18 protein-coding genes and 2 tRNA genes are annotated in these 24,191 nt (G+C 58.8%); 15 read left to right on the forward strand and 5 right to left on the reverse strand.

Annotated elements, in window-relative coordinates:
* Positions 1-36 precede the first annotated feature (36 nt).
* The 3 genes from fepD to ACCW71_RS12465 are packed head-to-tail and all read left to right on the forward strand — an operon-like array spanning position 37 to position 2,797.
* Positions 37-1,026, forward strand: a complete 990-nt coding sequence (gene fepD / locus ACCW71_RS12455) for a Fe(3+)-siderophore ABC transporter permease (protein ID WP_436371772.1) — start codon at positions 37-39, stop codon at positions 1,024-1,026.
* Positions 1,023-2,003 (forward strand): iron-enterobactin ABC transporter permease, encoded by a 981-nt coding sequence (gene fepG, locus ACCW71_RS12460; RefSeq protein WP_436371774.1) that lies wholly within the window; start codon positions 1,023-1,025, stop codon positions 2,001-2,003. The genes fepD and fepG overlap by 4 nt, the downstream gene beginning before the upstream one ends.
* Positions 2,000-2,797, forward strand: coding sequence for an ATP-binding cassette domain-containing protein (locus ACCW71_RS12465; protein ID WP_436371776.1), 798 nt, complete (start codon positions 2,000-2,002; stop codon positions 2,795-2,797). The genes fepG and ACCW71_RS12465 overlap by 4 nt, the downstream gene beginning before the upstream one ends.
* Positions 2,798-2,850: 53 nt before the next feature.
* Here ACCW71_RS12465 and ACCW71_RS12470 read toward each other — a convergent pair whose 3' ends face one another.
* The 3 genes from ACCW71_RS12470 to fes all read right to left on the reverse strand — a co-directional run bounded on the left by ACCW71_RS12470 (position 2,851) and on the right by fes (position 8,291).
* Positions 2,851-6,765 (reverse strand): enterobactin synthase subunit F, encoded by a 3,915-nt coding sequence (locus tag ACCW71_RS12470; protein ID WP_436371778.1) that lies wholly within the window; start codon positions 6,763-6,765, stop codon positions 2,851-2,853.
* Complete coding sequence (locus tag ACCW71_RS12475) at positions 6,758-6,979, reverse strand: MbtH family protein (RefSeq protein ID WP_436371780.1); 222 nt, start codon at positions 6,977-6,979, stop codon at positions 6,758-6,760. Before ACCW71_RS12475 ends, ACCW71_RS12470 begins: the two co-directional genes overlap by 8 nt.
* A 97-nt stretch (positions 6,980-7,076) precedes the next feature.
* Positions 7,077-8,291, reverse strand: a complete 1,215-nt coding sequence (gene fes / locus ACCW71_RS12480) for an enterochelin esterase (protein ID WP_436371782.1) — start codon at positions 8,289-8,291, stop codon at positions 7,077-7,079.
* 249 nt (positions 8,292-8,540) lie between these two features.
* Here fes and ACCW71_RS12485 point away from each other — a divergent pair, with 249 nt between their 5' ends.
* Positions 8,541-10,790, forward strand: coding sequence for a TonB-dependent siderophore receptor (locus ACCW71_RS12485; protein ID WP_436371784.1), 2,250 nt, complete (start codon positions 8,541-8,543; stop codon positions 10,788-10,790).
* 61 nt (positions 10,791-10,851) lie between these two features.
* Here the strand turns inward: ACCW71_RS12485 and dacB are convergent, their stop codons facing one another.
* Positions 10,852-12,285, reverse strand: coding sequence for a serine-type D-Ala-D-Ala carboxypeptidase (gene dacB, locus ACCW71_RS12490; protein WP_436371786.1), 1,434 nt, complete (start codon positions 12,283-12,285; stop codon positions 10,852-10,854).
* Positions 12,286-12,533: 248 nt separating this feature from the next.
* Here dacB and greA point away from each other — a divergent pair, with 248 nt between their 5' ends.
* Positions 12,534-13,010 (forward strand): transcription elongation factor GreA, encoded by a 477-nt coding sequence (gene greA, locus ACCW71_RS12495; RefSeq protein ID WP_436371788.1) that lies wholly within the window; start codon positions 12,534-12,536, stop codon positions 13,008-13,010.
* 106 nt (positions 13,011-13,116) lie between these two features.
* Here greA and yhbY read toward each other — a convergent pair whose 3' ends face one another.
* Positions 13,117-13,410, reverse strand: a complete 294-nt coding sequence (gene yhbY, locus ACCW71_RS12500; protein ID WP_008925418.1) for a ribosome assembly RNA-binding protein YhbY — start codon at positions 13,408-13,410, stop codon at positions 13,117-13,119.
* Positions 13,411-13,537: 127 nt separating this feature from the next.
* Between yhbY and rlmE the strand changes: the two genes are divergently transcribed.
* The 10 genes from rlmE to infB all read left to right on the forward strand — a co-directional run bounded on the left by rlmE (position 13,538) and on the right by infB (position 24,168).
* A complete protein-coding gene (gene rlmE / locus ACCW71_RS12505; protein WP_436371988.1) occupies positions 13,538-14,167 on the forward strand; it encodes a 23S rRNA (uridine(2552)-2'-O)-methyltransferase RlmE in 630 nt (209 codons plus the stop codon).
* A gap of 113 nt (positions 14,168-14,280) precedes the next feature.
* A complete protein-coding gene (gene ftsH, locus ACCW71_RS12510) occupies positions 14,281-16,206 on the forward strand; it encodes an ATP-dependent zinc metalloprotease FtsH (protein ID WP_436371791.1) in 1,926 nt (641 codons plus the stop codon).
* A 79-nt stretch (positions 16,207-16,285) separates the two neighbouring features.
* On the forward strand, positions 16,286-17,125 hold the full coding sequence (gene folP, locus ACCW71_RS12515) for a dihydropteroate synthase (protein ID WP_436371793.1): 840 nt from the start codon (positions 16,286-16,288) through the stop codon (positions 17,123-17,125).
* Positions 17,122-18,456, forward strand: coding sequence for a phosphoglucosamine mutase (gene glmM / locus ACCW71_RS12520; RefSeq protein WP_436371795.1), 1,335 nt, complete (start codon positions 17,122-17,124; stop codon positions 18,454-18,456). The genes folP and glmM overlap by 4 nt, the downstream gene beginning before the upstream one ends.
* A 226-nt stretch (positions 18,457-18,682) precedes the next feature.
* Positions 18,683-19,021, forward strand: a complete 339-nt coding sequence (secG, locus tag ACCW71_RS12525) for a preprotein translocase subunit SecG (protein WP_436371797.1) — start codon at positions 18,683-18,685, stop codon at positions 19,019-19,021.
* A 37-nt stretch (positions 19,022-19,058) separates the two neighbouring features.
* Positions 19,059-19,145 (forward strand) — tRNA-Leu (locus ACCW71_RS12530).
* Between the two features lie 59 nt (positions 19,146-19,204).
* Positions 19,205-19,281 (forward strand) — tRNA-Met (locus ACCW71_RS12535).
* A gap of 211 nt (positions 19,282-19,492) precedes the next feature.
* A complete protein-coding gene (gene rimP / locus ACCW71_RS12540; protein ID WP_337011216.1) occupies positions 19,493-19,945 on the forward strand; it encodes a ribosome maturation factor RimP in 453 nt (150 codons plus the stop codon).
* Between the two features lie 24 nt (positions 19,946-19,969).
* The gene (nusA, locus tag ACCW71_RS12545) at positions 19,970-21,457 is read left to right on the forward strand and encodes a transcription termination factor NusA (RefSeq protein ID WP_436371799.1); all 1,488 of its coding nucleotides are present in this window, start codon (positions 19,970-19,972) and stop codon (positions 21,455-21,457) included.
* 17 nt (positions 21,458-21,474) lie between these two features.
* Positions 21,475-24,168: a translation initiation factor IF-2 gene (infB, locus tag ACCW71_RS12550; RefSeq protein WP_436371801.1), complete on the forward strand. Its 2,694-nt coding sequence runs from the start codon at positions 21,475-21,477 to the stop codon at positions 24,166-24,168.
* Positions 24,169-24,191: the final 23 nt, after the last annotated feature.

Genomic DNA, 24,191 nt, shown 5'->3' on the forward strand with positions numbered 1-24,191 from the left:
TGACGAGTGATGCCAATCGCTGAAGGTTTAAACGTTATGCCTCAACTCCGTGTGATAGCCGCTTCAGGGATGCTGCTGTTGCTGCTGCTGGCGCTCAGCCTGATGTTTGGCGCTAAAGCCATCCCCTTGCATGAGGTCAGCCGTGCTCTGCTGACCAGCTGCGCCAGCGCCGATTGCGTCATCGTGCGTGACGCCCGGCTGCCGCGAACCCTGGCCGGGCTGCTGGCGGGCATCGGTCTGGGCGTGGCGGGCGCGCTGATGCAGAGTCTGACGCGCAATCCGCTGGCCGATCCGGGTCTGCTTGGCGTTAACGCCGGGGCGGGGTTTGCGGTGGTGCTGGGGATCGCCCTGGCGGGGGCTGATTCACCGGCCGACTGGCTCGGCTTTGCCTTTAGCGGCGCGCTGCTGGCGTCACTGCTGGTGGCGCTGACCGGCGCGCTGGGCGGTGGCCGGGTCAGTCCGGTGCGGCTGACGCTGGCGGGCGTGGCGCTGGGCGCGGTGCTGGAGGGGCTGACCTCCGGCTTATCGCTGCTGAATCCTGACATTTACGACCACCTGCGTTTCTGGCACAGCGGCTCACTGGATATTCGCAGTCTGGCTCTGCTGCGCGCCACCTGGCCCGCGGTGGCGATCGGCAGCCTGCTGGCCCTGCTGCTGGCGCGTTCGCTCAACAGCCTGAGCATGGGCGGTGAGATGGCGACCGCGCTCGGCACCCGCGTGATCCGTACCCAACTGGTGGGACTGCTGGCGATTGCGCTGCTGAGCGGGGCAGCGACCGCCGCCGTCGGCCCAATCGCGTTTGTCGGCTTAATGACCCCGCATCTGGCGCGCTGGCTGATGGGCAACGACCATCGCTGGCTGCTGCCGGGGACCATTCTGCTGACGCCGTGCCTGCTGCTGGCGGCGGATATTCTGGGACGACTGCTGGTGCCAGGCGAACTGCGGGTGTCAATTGTCACCGCCATTCTCGGTGCGCCGATGCTGATTGTGCTGGTGCGCCGCAACGCCGGGAGAGGGCAGCGATGAGGCGGCTGAGGATCAACGCGCTGCTGCTGCTGGCTGCCTGTCTGCTGGTGGCGTTTCTCGGCATCACGCAGGGCAGATTACCGGTCTCTGCCGGTCAGCTATGGCAGATCGTCAACGGCGAGGCGGCGCGTCCTGTTCAGCTGGTGGTGCTGGAGTGGCGGCTGCCGCGCGTGCTGATGGCGCTGCTGATTGGCGCGGCGCTGGGCCTCAGCGGAGCAATTTTTCAGTCGCTGCTGCGCAACCCGCTGGGCAGCCCCGATATTCTCGGCTTCAATACCGGCGCTTACAGCGGCGTACTGGTGGCGCTGGTGCTGTTTCAGCAGACGATGGAGGGAATGACGCTGGCGGCGCTGCTGGGAGGGATAGCCACGGCGGGCGTGGTCTGGCTGTTTAGCTGGCGCAATGGGGTGGAGACCTTCCGCCTGATCATTGTCGGCATCAGCGTGCGCGCCCTGCTGATGGCGCTGAACAGCTGGCTGATTATCAGCGCCTCGCTGGAGGCGGCACTGAGCGCCGGGCTGTGGAGCGCGGGCTCGCTCAATGGCATCAGCTGGGCTAAAACCGTGCCGGTGACGACGGTACTGCTGCTGGCGCTGCTGGCGACAGCCCTGCTGGCCCGGCGTATGCGCCTGCTGGAGATGGGGGATGATACCGCCTGTGCGCTGGGCGTGCCGGTCGAACGCAGCCGCATCCTGCTGATGCTGACCGGGGTGATCCTCACCGCCGCCTCGACGGCGCTGGCGGGCCCCATCTCCTTTATTGCGCTGCTGGCGCCGCAGATAGCCCGGCGGCTCTGTGGCGGGATTAACGGCGCGCTGCCGCTGTCTGCCCTGAGTGGCGCGCTACTGTTAAGCGCCGCCGACTACGCCGCCCAGCACCTCTTCCTGCCTTATCAGCTGCCGGTGGGGGTGATCACGGTCAGCCTGGGTGGGATCTATCTGATGGCTCTGTTGATTCGGGAGGCGCGACGCCAGTGAAGGTAAAGACAAGGTTGCAGGGCGCGGCGCTGACGCTCGGTTATGACAAAAAGATTGTGGCGCGGGATCTCTCGGTGGCTATCCCCGAGGGTGAGCTGACGGTGATTATCGGGCCGAACGCCTGTGGCAAATCGACGCTGCTGCGCACCTTAAGCCGGCTGGTCGCGCCGTTACAGGGCGAGGTGATGCTGGATGGACAGGCTATTGCCCGCTACTCCACCAAAGAGGTGGCGCGCCGGCTCGGACTGCTGCCGCAAAGCCCGAATGCGCCAGCGGGCATCAGCGTCCGCGAGCTGGTGGCACGGGGACGTTATCCGCACCAGTCGCTGTTGGGGCGCTGGCGACAGGAGGATGAGGCGGCGGTGCAGCAGGCGATGCGGGCAACCGGCGTGGCGGAACTGGCGGAGCAGCCGGTGGATACGCTCTCCGGCGGCCAGCGCCAGCGGGTCTGGATCGCCATGGTGCTGGCGCAGCAGACGCCGCTGCTGCTGCTGGATGAACCCACCACCTGGCTGGATATCGCCCATCAGATCGAGCTGCTGGAGTTAATGCAGGATCTCAATCAGCAGCACGGCCACACGCTGGTGGTGGTGTTGCACGATCTCAATCAGGCGTGCCGCTATGCCAGCCATCTGATCGCGATGCGCGACGGAAAAATCATCGCTGAGGGGAAACCGGCGGAGATTGTGACGCCGGAACTGATCAGCACCCTCTACGGCCTGCGCTGCATGATTATTAACGATCCGGTGGCGGGAACGCCGATGATTGTGCCGCTGGGCCGGGCGACCGGCTGATCCCGCCTCTCCGTTGAGCGCGGCGGGAACCGGTCAGCCAAGCGGCTGGCCGGTTAACACGCCGCCAGCAGTTGCCGCAGCCGTGGCCCAATCTGTTCGAACATCCGCGGTGAGATAATTTCGACGTGGGCGCAGTCCAGCGGCCAGATGGTCAGTTTCCCGAGATAGGGTGCCCAGGCGCGACGGGCATCCTGACCCGGCTGCCGGGTCTGCTCCGCCAGAAACAGCGTGGCGTGCCCGTTAAAACGCGCACTGCGTGCCGTCGCCAGCAGCCGTACCGAGCTGGCATAGTTCGCCTCGATGGTGCTGAACAGCGCCTCCATGCCGTCACCCGCCTGCTGTCGCTGCGCCGCGATAAACTGCTCGCGCTCACGATTGACCTCTTCCAGCACCGCCGGATCGACCCGCTGTTCGCCGCACTGTTGCCAGTTCTGGCTTTCCGGCGGCCAGGTATCCAGCAGCCCGAGAAAGGCGACGGTCTCACCTTCCGCTTCCAGCCGGGCGGCGATGCCCTGAGCCAGCGTGCCACCCAGCGAATAGCCGAGGAAATAGTAAGGTCCGTGTGGCTGCTGCTGGCGTACCGTCGCCAGATGCGCCTCGCAGACGTCGTCCAGATGCTGCGCCTGATTCAGCGGGCCAGCGGGATCGGGCGACTGAATGCCGAGCAGCGACCAGTGACTCTCCAGATAACGCTGCAACACGCTGAACTGCCAGGCAAAACCTGACGCCGGATGGAAGCAGAACAGCGTCGGGCCGCTGCTGCGCCGCAGCGGGAGCACCGCTTCGAAGCCAGCACAGAGGCTGTCAGCCGACTCAGCGCTGAGCAGCCGCGCCAGCTTTTCAACCGTGGCGGCGACCATAATCTGGCCGACGGAGACTGGCTGGTTAAGCGTACGGCGCAGCTGCGCCGCCAGCCGCATCGCCAGCAGCGAGTGACCGCCCAGCGCGAAGAAATCATCCTGAGCGCTGACCGATTCACGTTCCAGCAGCACGGCGAACGCCTGGGCCAGGGTGGTTTCCAGGCCGGGATGCGGGGCGCGACCGCTCATCGTGGTCTGGGCCTGTGGCCGCGGCAGCGCTTTACGATCCAGTTTGCCGTTGCTGCTGAGCGGCAACGCCGCCAGCTGCACGATCGCCACCGGCACCATGTGGGGCGGTAACTGCGCGGCCAGCGCCTGGCGTATCGCCTCCGCCTCCACCGGCTGCGCCGCCACCACGTAGCCGACCAGCTGGCGGGCATCCCCCTGCTGATTGTCATGGCTTTCGCTCAGCAGCAGCGCGTGCGTCACCGCCTGCTCAATGCCCGGCAGCGCGGCCAGCGCATGGTCGATCTCATTCAGCTCGATACGCTGTCCGCGGATTTTGAGCTGATCGTCACTGCGGCCGAGATACTCCACCGCGCCATCCGGCAGCCAGCGCGCCACATCGCCGGTGCGGTACATCCGGCTGCCGTGACCCGCCGGGTCAGCGACAAAACGGCTGGCGGTGAGGTCGGGACGATCGAGATAGCCGTGCGCCAGCTGCACCCCGGTCAGCCAGAGATCGCCCGCGACGCCAGGCGGCACCGGTTGCAGCCTGGCATCCAGAATCCGTAAGCCGGTGTTCCACACCGGCAAGCCAATCGGCACGCTGGCCCCATCGACCGCCGCCAGCTCAGCGCCGCAGGCGGGGTAATAGCTGACATCAACCGCCGCTTCCGTCGGGCCGTAGAGATTATGCAGCGCCACCCCGGTCAGCGCCTGCCACTGGCGTGCCAGCCCGGTCGGCAGCGCCTCGCCGCTACAGAAGAGCTGGCGCAGCGAGGCACAACGCGCCAGCGCGTCGGCATCCTGTAGCGAGGCGACAAAGGCCGCCAGCATCGAGGGAACAAAGTGGCTGGTGGTGACGCGATAGCGGGCAAACAGCTGTTGCAGCGCCTCTGGATCGCGATGGGCATCCGGTGGGGCCATCACCAGCCGTGCACCGGTGATCAGCGGCCAGAAGAACTCCCACACCGAGACATCAAAACTGGCCGGGGTTTTCTGCAACACCACATCCTCGCCGCTGAGCGGGTAGCAATGCTGCATCCATAGCAGGCGATTGACGATCGCCTGATGGCTGACCAGCACCCCTTTTGGCCGTCCGGTTGAGCCGGAGGTATAGATAAGGTAAGCGCCATCCTGCGGGCGCGCGACCTGCGGCGGGGCGGTAGCGACCGGTGGCAGCAGCGCATCGTAAAACAGCGGCGCGACCGGAGAGAGGGCGGCGAGCCGATCAGCCAGCGCACGAGAGGTGATCACGGTTTTCGGTGCGGCATCGTCCAGCATCATCTGCAAACGCCCGTCGGGATAGCCGGTATCGAGCGGCAGATAAGTCGCACCGACGCTGACAATCGCCTGTAGCGCCAGCGATAAGAAAATGGAGCGCGGCAGGGCCACGGCGACGATAGCGCCAGGTTTTACCCCCTGCGCCAGTAAGCGCCGGGCCAGCGCGTTAACCTGCTGCTGCATCTGCTGATAGTTAAGCTGATGCGCCTCATCGGCCAGCGCCGGGGCCAGCGGGGTCCGCTGCGCCTGGCGGAGCAGCAGGCTGCTCAGGGTCTCGGGCGGTAAGGCTCTGTCAGTCTGATTGATCGCCGCCAGCTGCTGCTGCTCCTGCGGCAACAGCATATTCAGTTCGCCACAGGCGCACTCAGGCCGGGCGGCCAGCTGTGACAGCAGCAGGTCGAAACGGCGGGTGTGCTGCGTCAGACTCTCTTCACTGTAGCGCCCGGCATGGGCCAGTAGCTCCAGCGTCAGATCGCCCTGTTCGCTAAGGTAGAGGGCGATCTCCAGATCGCGCACCGGACCGGTCGCCAGCGGATGCGTGGTCGCCTCCAGACCGGTGAAATCGAGCGAATAGTCAAACATCTTGAGGTTAATCACCGGCCCATAGAGCGGATCGCCGCTGCCAGAGCGACCTGCGTCGCGCAGCACCTGCTCCGCGTCATAGCGCTGATGACGCCGCATCTTTTTAATTTCAGCCGCCAGCCGCGCCGCCAGGGCAGCCAGCGACTCTGCCGGATCGTAACGTACCGCCAGCGGCAGCACGTTGATCACCGGCCCGGTGGCGCAGAGCGCGGCGGAGCCGATGCGACGCATAAAGATGAAACCGGCGGCAAAATCGTTTTGCCCGCTGAGACGCGCCAGCCACAACGCCACCAGCGCCAGAGCGCAGTCCGCCGCGCTGAGATCCTGCTGTCGGGTTGAACTCAGCAGCGCCTGAAAAGCGCGGCGATCCACCGTCACCCGATGGCGCAGCAGATCGATCGTGGCGCTTTCACCAGCCAGCGGCTGAGGGGAGAGCGAGGCGGGCGCGGGCAGCTGCGCCACGCTCTCCCGCCAGAACTGCCGATCGCGCTGCCAGCCAGCGGAGTGCTGGTAACGCTGATACTCCGCCACGACCTCGCTGAACGGCACAAACGGCGTCGGTTCCGGCGTGTCGCCGCGAAGCCGGGCGTTGTAGATCGTGGCGATCCGGCGGGTCAGGGCGGCAAAGCTGAAACCATCGACCACCAGATGATGGTAACGCTGATACCAGTACCAGTGCGCCTCTCCCAGCCGTAGCAGGCTGTGATGGCAGAGCGCGGCTCCGCTCAGCACCCGCAGATCGCCAGCGAGGTCCCGCTGCATCAGGGCGCGCGCCGCCGCGTCAGGATCGGCCGCGTCACGCAGATCGATCACCTCAGGCGGGCGAAAAGAGGCGTCGGCTGGCCACTGGACAGGTTCGCCCTCCCGCTCGCCAAACGCCATCTTCAGCGTATCCGCCTCCTGCATACCCTCGAGGATCGCGCTGACCAGCAGTGCGCTGTTCAGTTCACCGCGCAGCTCGACAAAATGCGCCACTGCGTAGGCATTGGCATGGGGTGAGAGCTGATCCGCCATCCAGATCCCGGGTTGAGCCGCCACCAGCGGCAACGTTTGCTGTGGGTGCTGGCTGATCTCAGACATGGTCACTCCGGCTGGCGTCACCGATCACCGGGCGAATATCGTGCCACTGTTCGTTCAGCCAGCTCAGGCAGCGGCCCTGCGGCTGCGGACCAAATACCGGTCGCCATCCGGCCGGAATCGCCGCAAAGGCGGGCCACAGGCTGTACTGCTGGTGGTCGTTTATCAGTACGTGACAATCCTGCTGTGGATCGTCGAAAGGGTTGAGTTGCTGCATGTCGGTCTCCTGTCCGCAATATCCGGGCGAGCTCACGTCGCGCTTCTGTCGATTGCTGTGGCGGTCAGCGATGGCTAAAAGGCGGGGCGTCAGCGCGTTACCGCTGTGGCCACAGGGCTTTCAGCCCGGCCAGCACGCCTCCGCGCCAGCACAGCGCATCGTGACCGCCTTCAATCGGGTGGTAGCTGACCTGATGCCCGGCCGCCGTCAGGTCACGCTGAAACTGCTGGTTCGCCGCCAGGATCAGCCGCTCGCGGCGTCCCGCCTCCAGGTAAAAGCGGCGCGGGGGAGCCTGAAGCAGACCCTGCTGTAGCTGCTGCGACAGCCAGCCGCCCTGCTCGCCACGCGCGGGCCACCAGAACGAGCCAGAGAGAGAGACCGCCCCGCCAAAGGTTTGCGGCCAGCGCAGGGTGGCGTAAGCGGCAGCAAGGCCGCCGAAACTCTGCCCGACCACCAGCGTGTTGTCCCCGGCCTGGAACGGTGCCCACTGCTGAATCAGCGGCAGCAGTTCCTGCTGAACCGCCAGCCAGAAGTCGGGATCACAGGTCAGCTCCCGCGACCGCTGTTCGCGATCGATAACGTCGATCATCACGTAGACCGCGGGCGGCAGTTCGCCGGCGTCGGTGAGCTGCTGCAATGGACCGGCGACCGGCATGCTGTGCGCCCAGAACTGACCATCCAGCAGCAGTGCCAGCGGGCGAGGAGCGGCATCGGCGGCACCGGTGGTGTGGATCCAGATCTGACGCTGATTGCCCAGCCGTTCGCTGCGCCACCGCTGCGATTGCAGCGGGATACCGGCGGCATCACCCCGATCAACCGCGCGCCATACCGACTGGTCGGGCGCGTCCGGCAGATGCAGCGGAGAGATCGGCATCCCGCGTCCGCCTGACCAGCTGCGCAGCGGATTAAGCGGGTCACTTTGCGCCTGCGGAAATTTCTGACGCCACCACTGCCGCAGCGCCTGCATATCCGCCGGGCCGGTAAAGGTTTCCGCCTGACGGTCGGGTATCAGGCAGTAGCTGCCGCGCCAGTCGGCGGGCAGGGTGGTCTGCCACCACCAGAGATCGGTACCGGCAAGCGGTGTTAACGAAACGGGCGCGGCGCAATGATGATGATCGGTTACGCCAGTGATGTTGATCCAGACGCGCCGGGTCTCTGAGCGCCGCGCGTCTCCCTGTGGATCGCGCCAGAAAAAGGTGACCTGACAGCGGCCGTTTGCGGCGGGTTCAATCAGGGGAAGCCCCCGTTGCTGCTGCTGTTGCCACCAGGCCTCACTGCCGGTGAATGGGTTTAACCACGTCCTGTACGCCATCGTTCAATTGCCCCTGAGTAGGGTTATAAATGCTATAAGCAATAGTATTGATAATTATTTGCATTTGCAATAATCTGTTTCCGCTCAACAGGGAGCGCACGCATTCACTCTGCCGCACCCGCTTTCAGCAGGGGCAAAGCACAGCTGAAGCGGGCCTGAAGAGAGGCGGAATGCGTGGCAGGCAAGGTTATGACCTTTTCACCGGCGCGCTGGCAGTGGCATCTCCGCGGGTTATCCAGGAACAGAAAAATGACAAAGTTATCCCGGCTTTCGTTAGCCATTATGATTGCATCTGGTTTCACCACCTCTCTCCTCTCTTCCGGCACAGGCGCAGCCAGCCCGGACAGCACTGCTTCAGAAACTCCACACGAGAGCACCCTGCTGGTGACGGCGGCCGAGCAGACGCTTCAGGCTCCCGGCGTATCGACCATTACCGCGGAGGAGATCAAAAAACATCCCCCGGCGCGCGATGTCGCTGAAATCATCCGTACCATGCCTGGCGTTAACCTGACCGGTAACTCCACCAGCGGCCAGCGCGGTAATAATCGTCAGATCGACATTCGCGGCATGGGCCCGGAAAACACCCTGATTCTGATCGATGGCCTGCCGGTCACCAGCCGCAACGCCGTGCGGCTTGGCTGGCGTGGCGAGCGCGACACCCGCGGTGACAGCAGCTGGGTGCCGCCAGAGATGATTGACCATATCGAGGTAATCCGCGGTCCGGCCGCGGCCCGTTACGGCAACGGCGCGGCGGGCGGCGTGGTGAACATCATCACCAAAAAAGCGCTGGATAATCAGTGGCACGGTTCCTGGAGTGCCTATTACAACCTGCCGCAGCACAAGGATGAAGGCGCGTCGAGGCGCACTAACTTCAGTCTGGAAGGACCGCTGGGCGAGGAGGTCAGCTTCCGGCTTTACGGCGGTCTGGCAAAAACCCAGGCCGACGCTTACGACATTAACGAAGGCCATGCCGCGCAGCGCACCGGCAGCTATGCCGGCTCCTATCCGGCGGGGCGGGAAGGTTCGGTGAATAAAGATGTTCACGCGCTGCTGCGCTGGGCGTTTGCGCCGATGCAGGCGCTGGAGCTGGGGGCCGGTTACAGCCGTCAGGGCAACCTCTATGCCGGTGACACCCAGAACACCAACACCAGCGCGCTGGTAAAAAGTCAGTATGGTAACGAGACTAACCGGCTCTATCGCCAGAATTTCTCCCTGAAGTGGACCGGCGCCTGGGATAACGGCATCAGCACCACCAGCTATGCTCAGTATGAAAACACCCGCAACTCGCGGCTGAATGAGGGGCTGGCGGGCGGCACCGAAGGGATCTTCTCCAATAGCCATTTCAACACCATCCAGCTGGATGACGTGCTGCTGCACAGCGAGATCGCGCTTCCTTTTGAGTGGCTGGTGAATCAGACCGCCACCTTTGGCACCGAATGGAATCAGCAGCGGATGAAGGACCCCTCATCGACCAGCCAGGCGGCCAACTACGGATCGATTCCCGGCATCGCCACCACCGGGCGTTCGCCTTATTCGCAGGCGGAGATCTTCTCACTGTTTGCCGAAGACAATCTTGAACTGACCGACAGCACCATGCTGACGCCGGGGCTGCGGTTCGATCATCACTCGATTGCTGGTGATAACTGGAGCCCGTCGCTGAATCTGTCCCAGCAGCTGGGCGATGCGTTCACCCTGAAAATGGGGATCGCCCGTGCCTATAAAGCGCCGAGCCTCTACCAGACCAACCCGAACTATCTGCTCTACAGCAATGGCCAGGGCTGCGCCGCCAGCGTCGGGGCCTGCTACCTGATGGGGAATCGCGACCTCAAAGCGGAAAACAGCGTCAATAAAGAGATCGGCCTGGAGTGGAAACAGCAGGGGTATCAGGCGGGGCTGACCTGGTTCCGCAACGACTACCGTAACAAGATTGAGGCGGGTACGCTGCCAGCCGGTACTGCCTCTAACGGCAAGACCGACATCTACAAGTGGGAAAACGTGCCGAAAGCGGTGGTGGAAGGGCTGGAAGGCACGGTCAACCTGCCGATCTCCGGGCGCGTGACCTGGAATAACAACTTCACCTACATGCTACAGAGTAAGAACAAAGAGACCGGCGATCGGCTGTCGATCATCCCGGCCTATACGCTGAACTCGACGCTGAGCTGGCAGGCGATGCCTGATCTTTCGCTGCAAACCACATTCACCTGGTATGGCAAACAGCTGCCGAAAAAGTATGACTACAAAGGCAATCCGGTAACCGGCAGCGCCACCGATCCGGTCAGTCCCTATTCGGTGGTGGGGATGAGTGGCACCTATGAGGTCAGCAAATATGCCAGCGTGACGCTGGGTATCGACAACCTGTTTGATAAGCGTCATTTCCGTCAGGGCAACGCGCAGACCACCGGCAATGCGACCACCGGCGCATATCTCTACGGCGCAGGAGCGAATACTTATAACGAGTCGGGCCGGACTTACTATATGAGTGTGAATACCCGTTTCTGATGGCTCAGAAATAAAAAACGCAGCGGTCAGGTTAACCGCTGCGTTTTTTGATACCGCCTGATCAGTTGTTCTGATTGATATCGCGGTAGAGCCGGCTCTCAAACCGCACCAGCGGAATGCGGCGGGTGCGCTGATCTTCCGGCGGCACCGCATAGCCCGAGAGGAACTGAACAAACGCGACTCTGGCACCGCTGGAGGTGGTGATAAAGCCCGCCAGGTTATAGACGCCTTGCAGTGAACCGGTTTTCGCCGAGACTTTGCCATCCAGCCCCGCCTCATGCAGCCCGCCACGATATTGCAGCGTGCCATCATAACCGGCCAGCGGCAGCATCGAGATATAGTCCAGCGAGCTGTCATTTTTCGCAATGAACTGCAAAACCTGCATCATGGTTTGCGGTGAGATCAGGTCGTGTCGCGACAGACCGGAGCCATCAACCTGGATGCTGTTACCCATGTCGATATTCGCTTTGGCTTTCAGGATACGGCGCACCGCGTCCTGCCCGGCGCGGAAGGTGCCCGGTACGTTGAAGTAGTGATGGCCAATGGTGCGAAACACCGTATCGGCAATCATATTGTCTGACTTCTTCAGCATGGTGTGCAGCAGGGTATGCAGCGGCGCGGATTGCGTTGAGGCCAGCACCGTGCCTGGCTCCGTCACCTGCGTCTGGCGCACCAGATGGCCGCTGTAATCTATCTCCGATGAGCGCAGTTCCGCCTTGAGGATTTCTCCCGCCCAGGCCGCGCCATCCTGTACCGCAAACGCCAGCGGCAGCGGTTCCGCGCGCTGGCGCATACAGCCGGTCAGGGTGTAGCGGTTCAGCTCACCCGGCACCACATCCAGCTCACAATATTGCCCTTCACCGCTGTTGCGCCCGATGGTCCGCACCTGGCTGTACATATGCGCCGGATAGTAGGAGGCGATGCGCACAAAGGCGTTCTCACCCGGCGTGTTAGCGCTGTAGAGCGAGACCGAGAAGCAATTTTTATCGACAATCGCCGCGCCTGGCGGGGCGCTGAAGCACTGCGTCAAATCGTTCCACGGCCAGCCTGGGCCCATGTCATGACTGGCAAACACCGAGGTATCAATCACCAGGTTGCCTTTGATATGGTTAATGCCCTGCTTTTTCAGCGCGGCCACCATATTGCGCAGATCCTGGCGGCTCAGGGTGGGATCACCGGCGAAACGGGCGACTAAATCGCCGTTCAGGGTGCCATCGACAATGGCGCCCCGGGTCTCAAATGTGGTCTGAAATCGATAGTCTCCGCCCAGTTCCAGCAACGCCGCCAGCGCCGTCACCACTTTCATGGTACTGGCGGGCAGGGCCATCTGTTTTCCGTGATAATCGATGATAGGGGTTGATGCACCCACTTTCTGCACCATCAGCGCCAGGTTGGCACCGTCTGGCAGATACTGCATGTATTCATCAACGGGTGCTGCTTGTGCACGCAGCATAAATGCACAGGTTAATCCGGTAACAAGTCGTGAAAATCGCATAATCTCGCGGTAACTGGCAGGTGAAGCCGTCAATACTACGTCGCTGGGCGGTGGAAAGTAAACGATGACCCGCAGGGAACTCTGGGGTAAAATACGTATCAAATTGCAAAATCTTTTCTGGCCTGGAGGTCTCTCCGGGTCAGGATTCTTTTGTTTGCAAAAACGGGCAAATGCGCCGCAGAACGCTTTTTTCTGCAGTCACCGGTCAGGATGACACCGTTAAACAGGAAAGATGGCGAGGAGCTTAAATGAATCAGATTCCGATGACGTTAAGAGGCGCAGAAAGATTGCGCGAAGAGCTGAACGAGCTGAAAACCGTGAAGCGTCCGCGCATTATCGCCTCTATCGCTGAAGCGCGCGAGCATGGCGATTTGAAAGAGAACGCCGAATATCACGCCGCGCGTGAAGAGCAGGGCTTTTGTGAAGGCCGTATTCAGGAGATTGAAGCTAAACTCTCCAATGCGCAGGTGATCGACGTTACCCAGATGCCTAAAACCGGGCGGGTAATTTTCGGCGCCACCGTGACCGTACTGAATGTTGAGACGGATGAAGAGTCCACCTACCGTATCGTGGGCGATGACGAAGCGGACTTTAAGCAAAATCTGATTTCTGTCAATTCGCCTATGGCACGTGGCCTGGTCGGCAAAGAGGTCGATGACGTGGCCATTGTCAAAACCCCAGGCGGTGACGTGGAGTATGAAGTCCTGAAGGTGGAATATATTTAACCTGCGGCTGCGTTTTGCAACGCGCTGAAGCAGAATGTAAAGAAAGGAAAAAGGCCGCTTTGCGGCCTTTTATCTCAGGGGAGAGCGTGTCACTTTCTTTGCCCGCCTAGCGTGGCAGAGAAATTTTGCTCTCTTTAGACGGGCGATACAGCACCAGCGTTTTGCCGATTACCTGTACGTTGCTGGCGCCGGTTTCGCGCACGATAGCCTCAACGATCAGCTGCTTGGTTTCACGATCTTCCGAGGCGATTTTCACCTTGATCAGTTCGTGATGCGCCAGCGCCTGCTCGATTTCGGCCAGCACGCCTTCAGTCAGGCCATTGCCACCCAGCATGACGACCGGCTTGAGCGGATGGGCGAGGCCCTTGAGGTGCTGTTTTTGTTTGGTACTTAGATTCATCGTAGTATTTTACTTACTCAGGGATTGAAAACGGTTCATTCTACCGCCATCTCGGGTATATCACCAAATCGACGCAACCCATTGCGTGCAGGTTTATCGCTACGATGACGATTTAACTGGAAATATTATGACGGGTAAAAAGCGTTCGGCCAGCTCCAGCCGCTGGCTTCAGGAACACTTTAGCGATAAATATGTGCTTCAGGCGCAGAAAAAAGGGTTGCGTTCGCGTGCCTGGTTTAAACTTGATGAAATACAACAGGGTGACAAGCTATTCAAACCCGGTATGACGGTGGTAGATCTGGGGGCGGCGCCCGGTGGCTGGTCACAATATGTGGTACAGCAAATCGGGAGCAAAGGGCGCATTATCGCCTGTGATATTCTGCCTATGGATCCTATCGTCGGTGTCGATTTCCTTCAGGGCGATTTTCGTGAAGAATCGGTGATCAATGCACTGCTTGAGCGTGTTGGCGATCAGAAAGTTCAGGTGGTCATGTCAGATATGGCACCGAATATGAGTGGTACACCTGCCGTAGATATTCCCCGGTCGATGTATTTAGTCGAACTGGCGCTGGAGATGTGTCGGGATATTCTGGCACCCGGTGGTAGTTTTGTAGTGAAAGTGTTTCAGGGAGATGGCTTCGATGAATACCTGCGGGAAATTCGCTCCCTGTTTACGAAAGTAAAAATTCGTAAGCCGGACGCTTCACGTTCACGTTCACGTGAAGTGTACATTGTGGCGACTGGGCGCAAACTATAAGCTGATTGCTGGAGAAGTCCGCAGATTTGCTGCGATTCCATGTATGAAGGATCTATAGTACCCTACGCTATCTGTTAACACCGTTGTAATATGAGGTTAATCCCTTGAGTGACATGGCGAAAAACCTGATTCTCTGGTTAGTCATCGCGGTCGTGCTGATGTCAGTATTCCAGAGCTTTGGGCCCAGCGAGTCGAATGGCCGTAGGGTTGATTATTCAACCTTCCTGTCGGAAGTGAACCAGGATCAGGTCCGCGAGGCACGTATTAACGGGCGTGAAATTAACGTTATTAAAAAAGACAGCAATAAATACACGACCTACATTCCTGTCAATGATCCCAAGTTGCTCGATAACCTCTTGACCAAAAACGTCAAAGTTGTAGGCGAACCACCGGAAGAGCCGAGCCTGCTGGCGTCGATCTTCATCTCGTGGTTCCCGATGCTGCTGCTGATCGGTGTGTGGATCTTCTTTATGCGTCAGATGCAGGGCGGGGGCGGCAAGGGCGCGATGTCCTTCGGCAAGAGCAAAGCCCGCATGCTGACCGAAGACCAGATTAAAACCACCTTCGCCGACGTCGCAGGCTGTGATGAAGCGAAAGATGAAGTGGCTGAGCTGGTTGAGTATCTGCGTGAACCGAGCCGTTTTCAGAAACTGGGCGGTAAGATTCCGAAAGGCGTACTGATGGTGGGTCCGCCCGGTACCGGTAAAACCTTGCTGGCAAAAGCGATTGCCGGTGAAGCGAAAGTGCCTTTCTTTACTATCTCCGGTTCTGACTTCGTCGAAATGTTTGTCGGTGTGGGTGCGTCCCGCGTTCGCGACATGTTCGAGCAGGCCAAAAAAGCGGCACCGTGCATCATCTTTATCGATGAGATCGATGCGGTCGGTCGTCAGCGTGGCGCCGGTTTAGGCGGTGGTCACGATGAACGTGAGCAGACCCTGAACCAGATGCTGGTTGAGATGGATGGTTTTGAAGGTAACGAAGGCATTATCGTTATCGCCGCGACGAACCGTCCTGACGTGCTGGACCCGGCGCTGCTGCGTCCAGGTCGTTTTGACCGTCAGGTGGTGGTTGGCTTGCCAGACGTTCGTGGTCGTGAGCAAATTTTGAAAGTGCATATGCGTCGTGTGCCGCTGGCAACCGATATTGACGCGGCAATCATTGCGCGTGGTACACCGGGCTTCTCCGGTGCCGACCTGGCCAACCTTGTGAACGAAGCTGCGCTGTTCGCTGCCCGTTCAAACAAGCGTGTGGTGTCGATGGTTGAGTTTGAGAAAGCGAAAGACAAAATCATGATGGGTGCGGAACGTCGCTCCATGGTGATGACGGAAGCGCAGAAAGAGTCAACCGCGTATCACGAAGCGGGCCACGCGATCATTGGTCGCCTGGTGCCAGAGCACGATCCGGTGCACAAAGTGACGATTATCCCGCGCGGCCGTGCGCTGGGTGTGACCTTCTTCCTGCCTGAAGGCGACGCGATCAGCGCCAGCCGTCAGAAACTGGAAAGCCAGATTTCGACGCTCTACGGCGGTCGTCTGGCAGAAGAGATCATCTACGGAGCGGAACATGTCTCTACCGGTGCGTCGAATGACATTAAAGTCGCGACTAACCTGGCGCGTAACATGGTGACGCAGTGGGGCTTCTCGGAAAAACTCGGTCCGTTGCTCTATGCCGAAGAAGAGGGTGAAGTGTTCCTTGGACGTTCTGTTGCGAAAGCAAAACATATGTCTGATGAAACCGCCCGCATTATCGACCAGGAAGTTAAACACCTGATCGACAGCAACTACCAGCGCGCTCGCCGCATCCTGGGTGAGAACATGGACATCCTTCACGCGATGAAAGACGCGCTGATGAAGTATGAAACCATCGATGCACCGCAGATCGACGACCTGATGGCACGCCGTGAAGTGCGTCCGCCAGCGGGCTGGGAAGACCCAGGCAGCAACTCAGACAATAACGGTACGCCAAAAGCGCCACGTCCGGTTGATGAACCGCGTACGCCAAACCCAGGCAATACCATGTCAGAGCAGTACAACAAATAAGACGCCACATCGTCAGACAAAACCCCGGCTGGTCCGGGGTTTTTTACATCCAGATATTGATCAGCAAGGAGTTTCCGTCATGAAGTTGTTCGCCCGAGATTCCCATCTCGACTTATCCTTTCCCCATGTGATGGGTATTCTGAATGTCACGCCGGACTCCTTTTCTGATGGTGGTAAACATAACGCGCTGGTCGATGCGCTGACGCACACCAATGAGATGGTCAATGCCGGCGCGACCATCATCGATGTCGGTGGAGAATCGACCCGCCCCGGCGCCGATGAGGTGAGTGTTGAAGAGGAGCTGGAGCGGGTAATCCCGGTGGTCGAGGCGATTGCTCAGCGTTTCGAAGTCTGGATCTCGGTCGACACCTCCAAAGCGGAGGTGATCCGCGAAGCCGCGCGAGTGGGTGCTCACATCATTAACGACGTTCGTTCTCTCTCTGAGGCAGGCGCGCTGGAAGCGGCGGCGGCCACCGGCCTGCCCATCTGCCTGATGCATATGCAGGGCGAACCGCGCACCATGCAGCAGGCTCCTTCCTACGACAATATCTTAAGCGAAGTGGATACTTACTTCGCTCAGCAGATTGCCCGTTGCGAAGCGGCCGGCATTAAAAAAGAGCGGCTGATACTCGACCCGGGCTTCGGTTTCGGTAAAAATCTCAGCCACAACTATGAACTGCTGGCTCATCTGGGCGAGTTCCACCACTTCGGCCTGCCGCTGCTGGTGGGCATGTCACGTAAATCGATGATTGGCCAGCTGTTGAATGTCGGTCCGTCACAGCGTTTAACCGGCAGCCTGAGCTGCGCGGTGATTGCTGCCATGCAGGGCGCGCAGATCATCCGCGCGCATGATGTAAAAGAGACGGCCGAAGCGATGCGCGTGGTCGAAGCGACCCGAAGAGCAAAAGGAGCATCATGAGTAATCGTAAATATTTCGGTACCGATGGCATTCGTGGCAAAGTCGGTGAAGCGCCCATCACCCCCGATTTCGTTCTGAAACTGGGCTGGGCCGCCGGTAAAGTGCTGGCACGCCACGGTTCTAAAAAGATCATCATCGGTAAGGACACCCGCATCTCGGGCTATATGCTGGAGTCGGCGCTGGAAGCGGGCCTGGCGGCGGCGGGCCTGAGCGCCGCCTTTACCGGCCCGATGCCGACCCCCGCGATTGCTTATCTGACCCGTACCTTCCGGGCTGAAGCGGGTATCGTGATTTCAGCCTCGCACAATCCGTTTGATGACAACGGCATTAAGTTCTTCTCGTCGGAAGGCACCAAGCTGCCGGATGATGTCGAGGAGGCGATTGAACTGGAAATGGAAAAGCCGATTACCTGCGTGGAGTCAGCGCAGCTCGGTCGCGCCAGCCGTATCGTCGACGCCGCAGGGCGTTACATTGAGTTCTGCAAAGGCACCTTCCCCAGCGAGCTTAATCTGAACGGCCTGAAAATTGTGGTCGACTGCGCGAATGGGGCCACTTATCACATCGCGCCGAACGTTTTGCGTGAACTGGGTGCGACGGTGATTGCTATCGGTGTCCAGCCAGACGGAATGAACATCAACAAAGAGTGTGGTGCCACCGATCTCAGCCTGCTGCAACAGCGCGTGCTGGCGGAAAAGGCCGACATCGGGCTGGCCTATGACGGCGATGGCGATCGCATCATGATGATTGACCACCTGGGCGAGAAAGTGGATGGCGACCAGATCCTCTACATCATTGCGCGAGAAGGTCTGCGTCAGGGGCAGTTACGCGGTGGCGTGGTTGGCACCTTAATGAGCAACATGGGTCTGGAGCTGGCGCTGAAGCAGCTCGGTATTCCGTTTGCGCGCGCCAAAGTGGGTGACCGTTACGTGCTGGAGAAGATGCAGGAGAAGGGGTGGCGTCTTGGCGCGGAAAACTCCGGCCATGTGATCCTGCTGGATAAAACCACCACCGGTGACGGTATCGTGGCAAGTTTGCAAGTGCTCACTGCGATGGTGCGCAACCACATGAGCCTGCACGATCTCTGTAGCGGCATGAAAATGTTGCCCCAGGTGCTGGTTAACGTGCGCTTTGCGGGTGAGCACGATCCACTGCAAAGTGAGTCGGTGAAAACCGTCACCGCGGAAGTAGAAAAAGCGCTGGCTGGCCGTGGCCGCGTTTTGCTGCGAAAATCGGGCACCGAGCCATTGATTCGGGTCATGGTTGAGGGCGAAAACGAGGCGCAGGTCACCGAACTGGCTAACCGTATCGCCGATCAGGTCAAGGCGGTTTAAGGCGGTTTAAGGCGGTAACAGGCGGTTCAGAATGGGTGGAACTGCCTGTTATCTCACCGGAATGACGCTTTTTTCTGCGATCGATGTAGGTGATGAAAATTGCGCTTGCAGAGCCATGCGCCTTTGGTTAGTATTCACACCCGCTTCTGATGGGTGATGACGAGACTCCCCATCAATACTGGTTGAAGCTTTAACTGTACGATTACCGTGCAAGGAACAGGATGATATGTACCAAGCTCTTTTAGTAGTTTTCCTTATTGTAGCGATCGCCCTTGTGGGTATGATTATGCTGCAACAAGGCAAAGGCGCTGATATGGGAGCCTCATTCGGTGCAGGCGCATCCGGTACGGTGTTTGGTTCTTCGGGTTCAGGCAACTTCATGACCCGCACAACTGGCATCTTAGCGGCGCTGTTCTTCATCATCAGCCTGGTTCTGGGTAATCTGAACAGCAATAAAGCATCGAAAGGAAGCGAGTGGGAAAATCTTTCTGCGCCGGCGCAGTCTTCTCAACAGACTGAAAAGCCAGCTCAACCGGCAACCCCGGGCAGCGATATTCCTAAGTAAAGTCGTCAACACAACGCATCGTTGTGGTCAGTGTAGTGCCGTGGTGGTGGAATTGGTAGACACGCTACCTTGAGGTGGTAGTGCCCGATTGGGCTTACGGGTTCAAGTCCCGTCCTCGGTACCAAATCGTAGTATCACTTGCATTTTATGCAGGTCTGGCGTATTATTCGCCACGTTTTCGGACGCGGGGTGGAGCAGCCTGGTAGCTCGTCGGGCTCATAACCCGAAGGTCGTCGGTTCAAATCCGGCCCCCGCAACCACTTTCCCATTGAGTTCTTTTTCAAATATACTGTATGCATCGACGGACGCATTCACGGCTATTTTTTGAAAGAAAATTCTTTGGATGGAGTCCGGGCCGCATTGCGGCGTACAGGGTCCAGTGATTAAAAGCCCCGACTATTCGGGGTTTTTTGTTATTAGCGAATCGTAATACTGGGCTATAGGCCCTTTTTTTATGTCTTGGGGGTGGGCTTGTCCACATTAGAGCAAAAATTGACAGAGTTGGTATCGGCTCCGGTAGAAGCGCTGGGTTACGAACTGGTTGGCATTGAATTCGTTCGTAGTCGCACATCAATCCTGCGCATCTATATTGATAGTGAAGATGGCATCAATGTCGATGATTGCGCCGATGTCAGCCACCAGGTAAGTGCGGTGATGGATGTAGAAGATCCGATTACCGTACCTTACAACCTTGAAGTCTCTTCACCGGGACTCGATCGTCCTCTGTTCACCGCAGAACACTACACCCGTTTCATGGGTGAGGAAGTGAGTCTGGTGCTGCGTATGGCCGTTCAGAACCGCCGTAAATGGCAGGGAATCATTAAGTCCGTTGATGGCGAGATGATCACGGTGCACGTTGAGGGTAGCGATGAAGTGTTCGCGCTGAGTAATATTCAGAAAGCGAACCTGGTCCCCCACTTTTAAAAGTCCGGATTGAGGCTAACCAGGATGAACAAAGAGATCTTAGCTGTTGTAGAAGCCGTTTCTAACGAAAAAGCCCTGCCGCGTGAGAAAATCTTCGAAGCGCTGGAGAGCGCGCTGGCGACTGCGACCAAGAAAAAGTACGAGCAAGAGATTGACGTACGTGTCAGCATTGATCGCAGAAGTGGCGATTTCGATACTTTCCGCCGTTGGGAAATCGTAGAAGAGGTGACGCAGCCGACGCGCGAGATCACGCTGGATGCGGCCCGCTTCGAAGATGAAGCATTCAATCTGGGCGAATATGTTGAAGATCAGATTGAATCGGTCACCTTTGACCGTATCACCACCCAGACCGCGAAGCAGGTTATCGTGCAGAAAGTGCGCGAAGCTGAGCGCGCGATGGTGGTTGATCAGTTCCGTGAGCAGGAAGGCGAAATTATCACGGGCGTGGTGAAGAAAGTTAACCGCGACAATATTTCCCTCGATTTAGGCAACAATGCCGAAGCCGTCATTCTGCGCGAAGATATGCTGCCGCGTGAAAACTTCCGCCCAGGCGACCGTATTCGTGGCGTACTCTATTCCGTTCGCCCGGAAGCGCGTGGCGCGCAGCTGTTCGTCACCCGTTCCAAACCGGAAATGCTGATTGAACTGTTCCGCATTGAGGTGCCGGAAATTGGCGAAGAAGTGATTGAAATTAAAGCCGCCGCTCGTGATCCGGGTTCGCGCGCTAAAATTGCAGTCAAAACCAACGACAAACGTATCGATCCGGTGGGTGCCTGTGTGGGCATGCGCGGCGCGCGCGTTCAGGCCGTTTCCAGTGAACTGGGCGGCGAGCGTATCGATATTGTGCTGTGGGACGATAACCCGGCACAGTTTGTTATCAACGCGATGGCACCGGCTGATGTGGCGTCAATCGTGGTTGATGAAGATAACCACACCATGGACATCGCCGTAGAGGCTGGCAATCTGGCTCAGGCGATCGGCCGTAATGGCCAAAACGTGCGTCTCGCTTCGCAGCTGAGTGGCTGGGAGCTGAACGTGATGACCGTCGATGACTTGCAGGCTAAGCATCAGGCTGAAGCCCATGCAGCAATCGATATGTTCACCAAACATCTCGATATCGACGAAGAGTTCGCCACCGTACTGGTGGAAGAGGGCTTCTCCTCGCTGGAAGAGCTGGCATACGTGCCAATCAACGAGCTGTTGGAAGTTGACGGCCTCGACGAAGAGACCATTGAAGCCCTGCGTGAACGAGCAAAAAATGCGTTAACCACTCTGGCACTGGCGAAAGAAGAGAGCCTTGGTAATCAGGAGCCCGCAGAGGATCTGCTGAATCTTGAAGGCCTCGATCGTGCGCTGGCTTTCCGCCTGGCGTCGAAAGGCGTTTGCACGCTGGAAGATCTCGCTGAGCAAGGTGTTGACGATCTGACAGATATTGAAGGCATGTCTGATGAGCAAGCCGGCGCGCTGATTATGGCCGCCCGTAATATCTGCTGGTTCGGCGATGACGCGTAATAACAGGAAGGAACAGCATGACAGATGTAACCGTAAAATCGCTGGCCGCAGAAATTCAGACTCCGGTCGATCGCCTGGTACAGCAATTTGCTGATGCGGGGATCCCGAAGTCTGAAAATGACGCCGTGACCCAGCAAGAGAAAGAAACCTTACTATCTCACCTGAACCGTGAACACGGTCAGGTCGGTTCAGCTAAGCTGACGCTGCAACGTAAGACGCGCAGCACCTTGAATATTCCAGGCACCGGGGGTAAAAGTAAGTCGGTGCAAATCGAAGTCCGCAAAAAGCGCACATACGTGAAAGGTGATGCAGAGGCTGAGCAAGCTCAGGCAGAAGCGGAAGCCGAGGCGCAGCGTGAAGCGGAAGAGCAGGCGCAACGCGAGGCCGAAGAAAAAGCCCGTCGCGAAGCTGAACAGAAAGCGCAACGTGAAGCCGAAGATAAAGCCAGGCGCGAAGCCGCTGACAAGGCCAAACGTGCAGCAGCGGAAAATGAGAAAGTGACAAATCAACCTACCGACGAAGTGACCCGGGCCGCGCAGAGTGACAAAGCCCGTCGCGAAGCTGAAGCCGCCGAACTGAAGCGTAAAGCTGAAGAAGAAGCCCGCCGTAAGCTCGAAGAGGCTGCCCGCCTCGTAGCAGAAGAAGCCCGCCGCCTGGCCGAAGAGAAGGCCGCCGAGTGGGAAAAACCGGAAGAAGAGGATAAAGGCGACTACCACGTCACCACCTCTACCCACGCCCGTCAGGCGGAAGACGAGAACGATCGTCAGGTTGAAGCGGGCCGTGCACGTGCACGCACCACCGCAAAAGCAACCCGTCCGGCGAAAAAAGGCAACAAACACTCTGAAGCCAAAACTGACCGTGAAGAAGCGCGTGCGCAGGTTCGTGGCGGTAAAGGTGGCAAGCATCGTAAACCAAGCACCTTGCAGCATGGCTTCAACAAGCCCGCGCAGGCGGTTAACCGCGATGTGGTGATTGGCGAAACCATCACCGTAGCCGAACTGGCGAATAAAATGGCGGTGAAAGGTTCTCTGGTCATTAAAGCGATGATGAAGATGGGCGCAATGGCGACCATCAATCAGGTCATCGATCAGGAAACTGCTCAGCTGGTTGCCGAAGAGATGGGCCACAAAGTGACCCTGCGTCGTGAGAACGAGCTGGAAGAGGCGGTAATGGACGATCGTGATACCGATGCTGCGCAGGAGTCTCGCGCGCCGGTTGTCACCATCATGGGCCACGTCGACCACGGTAAAACCTCTCTGCTGGACTATATTCGCTCCACGAAAATCGCCTCTGGCGAAGCGGGTGGTATTACTCAGCATATCGGTGCCTACCACGTCGAAACCGATAACGGCATGATCACCTTCCTGGATACCCCGGGCCACGCCGCGTTTACCGCGATGCGTGCACGTGGTGCGCAGGCGACCGACATCGTTATCCTGGTTGTCGCCGCGGATGATGGCGTGATGCCTCAGACCATCGAAGCTATCCAGCACGCCAAAGCGGCTAAAGTGCCGGTTGTGGTTGCGGTGAACAAATGTGATAAGCCAGAAGCTGACCCGGATCGCGTTAAAAATGAACTGACTCAGTACGGTATCATCCCGGAAGAGTGGGGCGGCGAGAACATGTTCGTAAATGTCTCTGCGAAAGCGGGTACCGGCATTGATGACCTGCTTAACGCTATCCTGCTCCAGGCGGAAGTACTGGAGCTGACGGCTATTCGTGCCGGTATGGCGAGCGGCGTGGTCATCGAATCGTTCCTCGACAAAGGTCGTGGTCCGGTTGCTACCGTGCTGGTACGCGAAGGTACGCTGAACAAAGGCGACATCGTGCTTTGTGGTTTCGAATATGGCCGTGTTCGTGCAATGCGTGACGAACTGGGTCGCGAAGTCATGGAAGCGGGTCCTTCTATCCCGGTTGAGATTCTGGGCCTCTCCGGCGTGCCGGCTGCGGGTGATGAAGCGACCGTGGTGCGTGACGAGAAGAAAGCGCGTGAAGTGGCACTCTATCGTCAGGGCAAATTCCGCGAAGTTAAACTGGCTCGCCAGCAGAAATCTAAGCTGGAGAACATGTTTGCGAACATGACCGAAGGCGAAGTTTCTGAGCTGAACATCGTGCTGAAAGCGGACGTTCAGGGCTCTGTGGAAGCGATCTCCGACTCCCTGCTGAAACTCTCCACCGACGAAGTGAAGGTGAAGATTGTCGGTTCAGGCGTGGGCGGGATCACCGAAACCGATGCGACCCTGGCCGCTGCCTCTAACGCTATCCTCGTTGGCTTTAACGTGCGTGCCGATGCCTCAGCGCGTCGCGTCATTGACGCTGAAAGTCTGGATCTGCGCTACTACTCCGTCATCTATAACCTGATTGACGAAGTTAAAGCGGCAATGAGCGGTATGCTGGCACCTGAATACAAACAGCAGATCATTGGTCTGGCTGCGGTGCGCGACGTGTTCAAATCACCGAAATTTGGCGCAATCGCAGGTTGTATGGTGACGGAAGGTAACATCAAGCGTCACAATCCAATCCGTGTTCTGCGTGACAACGTGGTGATTTATGAAGGCGAGCTGGAATCCCTGCGTCGCTTTAAAGATGATGTAAACGAAGTGCGTAACGGCATGGAGTGCGGCATCGGCGTTAAGAACTACAATGACGTCCGTGTCGGCGATATGATCGAAGTCTTTGAAATCATCGAAATTAAACGCACCATCGACTAAGTCATTGCTGATGTGTTGCAATT

It is taken from the genome of Pantoea sp. C2G6, from assembly GCF_051336815.1.
Classification (GTDB): Bacteria; Pseudomonadota; Gammaproteobacteria; order Enterobacterales; family Enterobacteriaceae; genus Pantoea.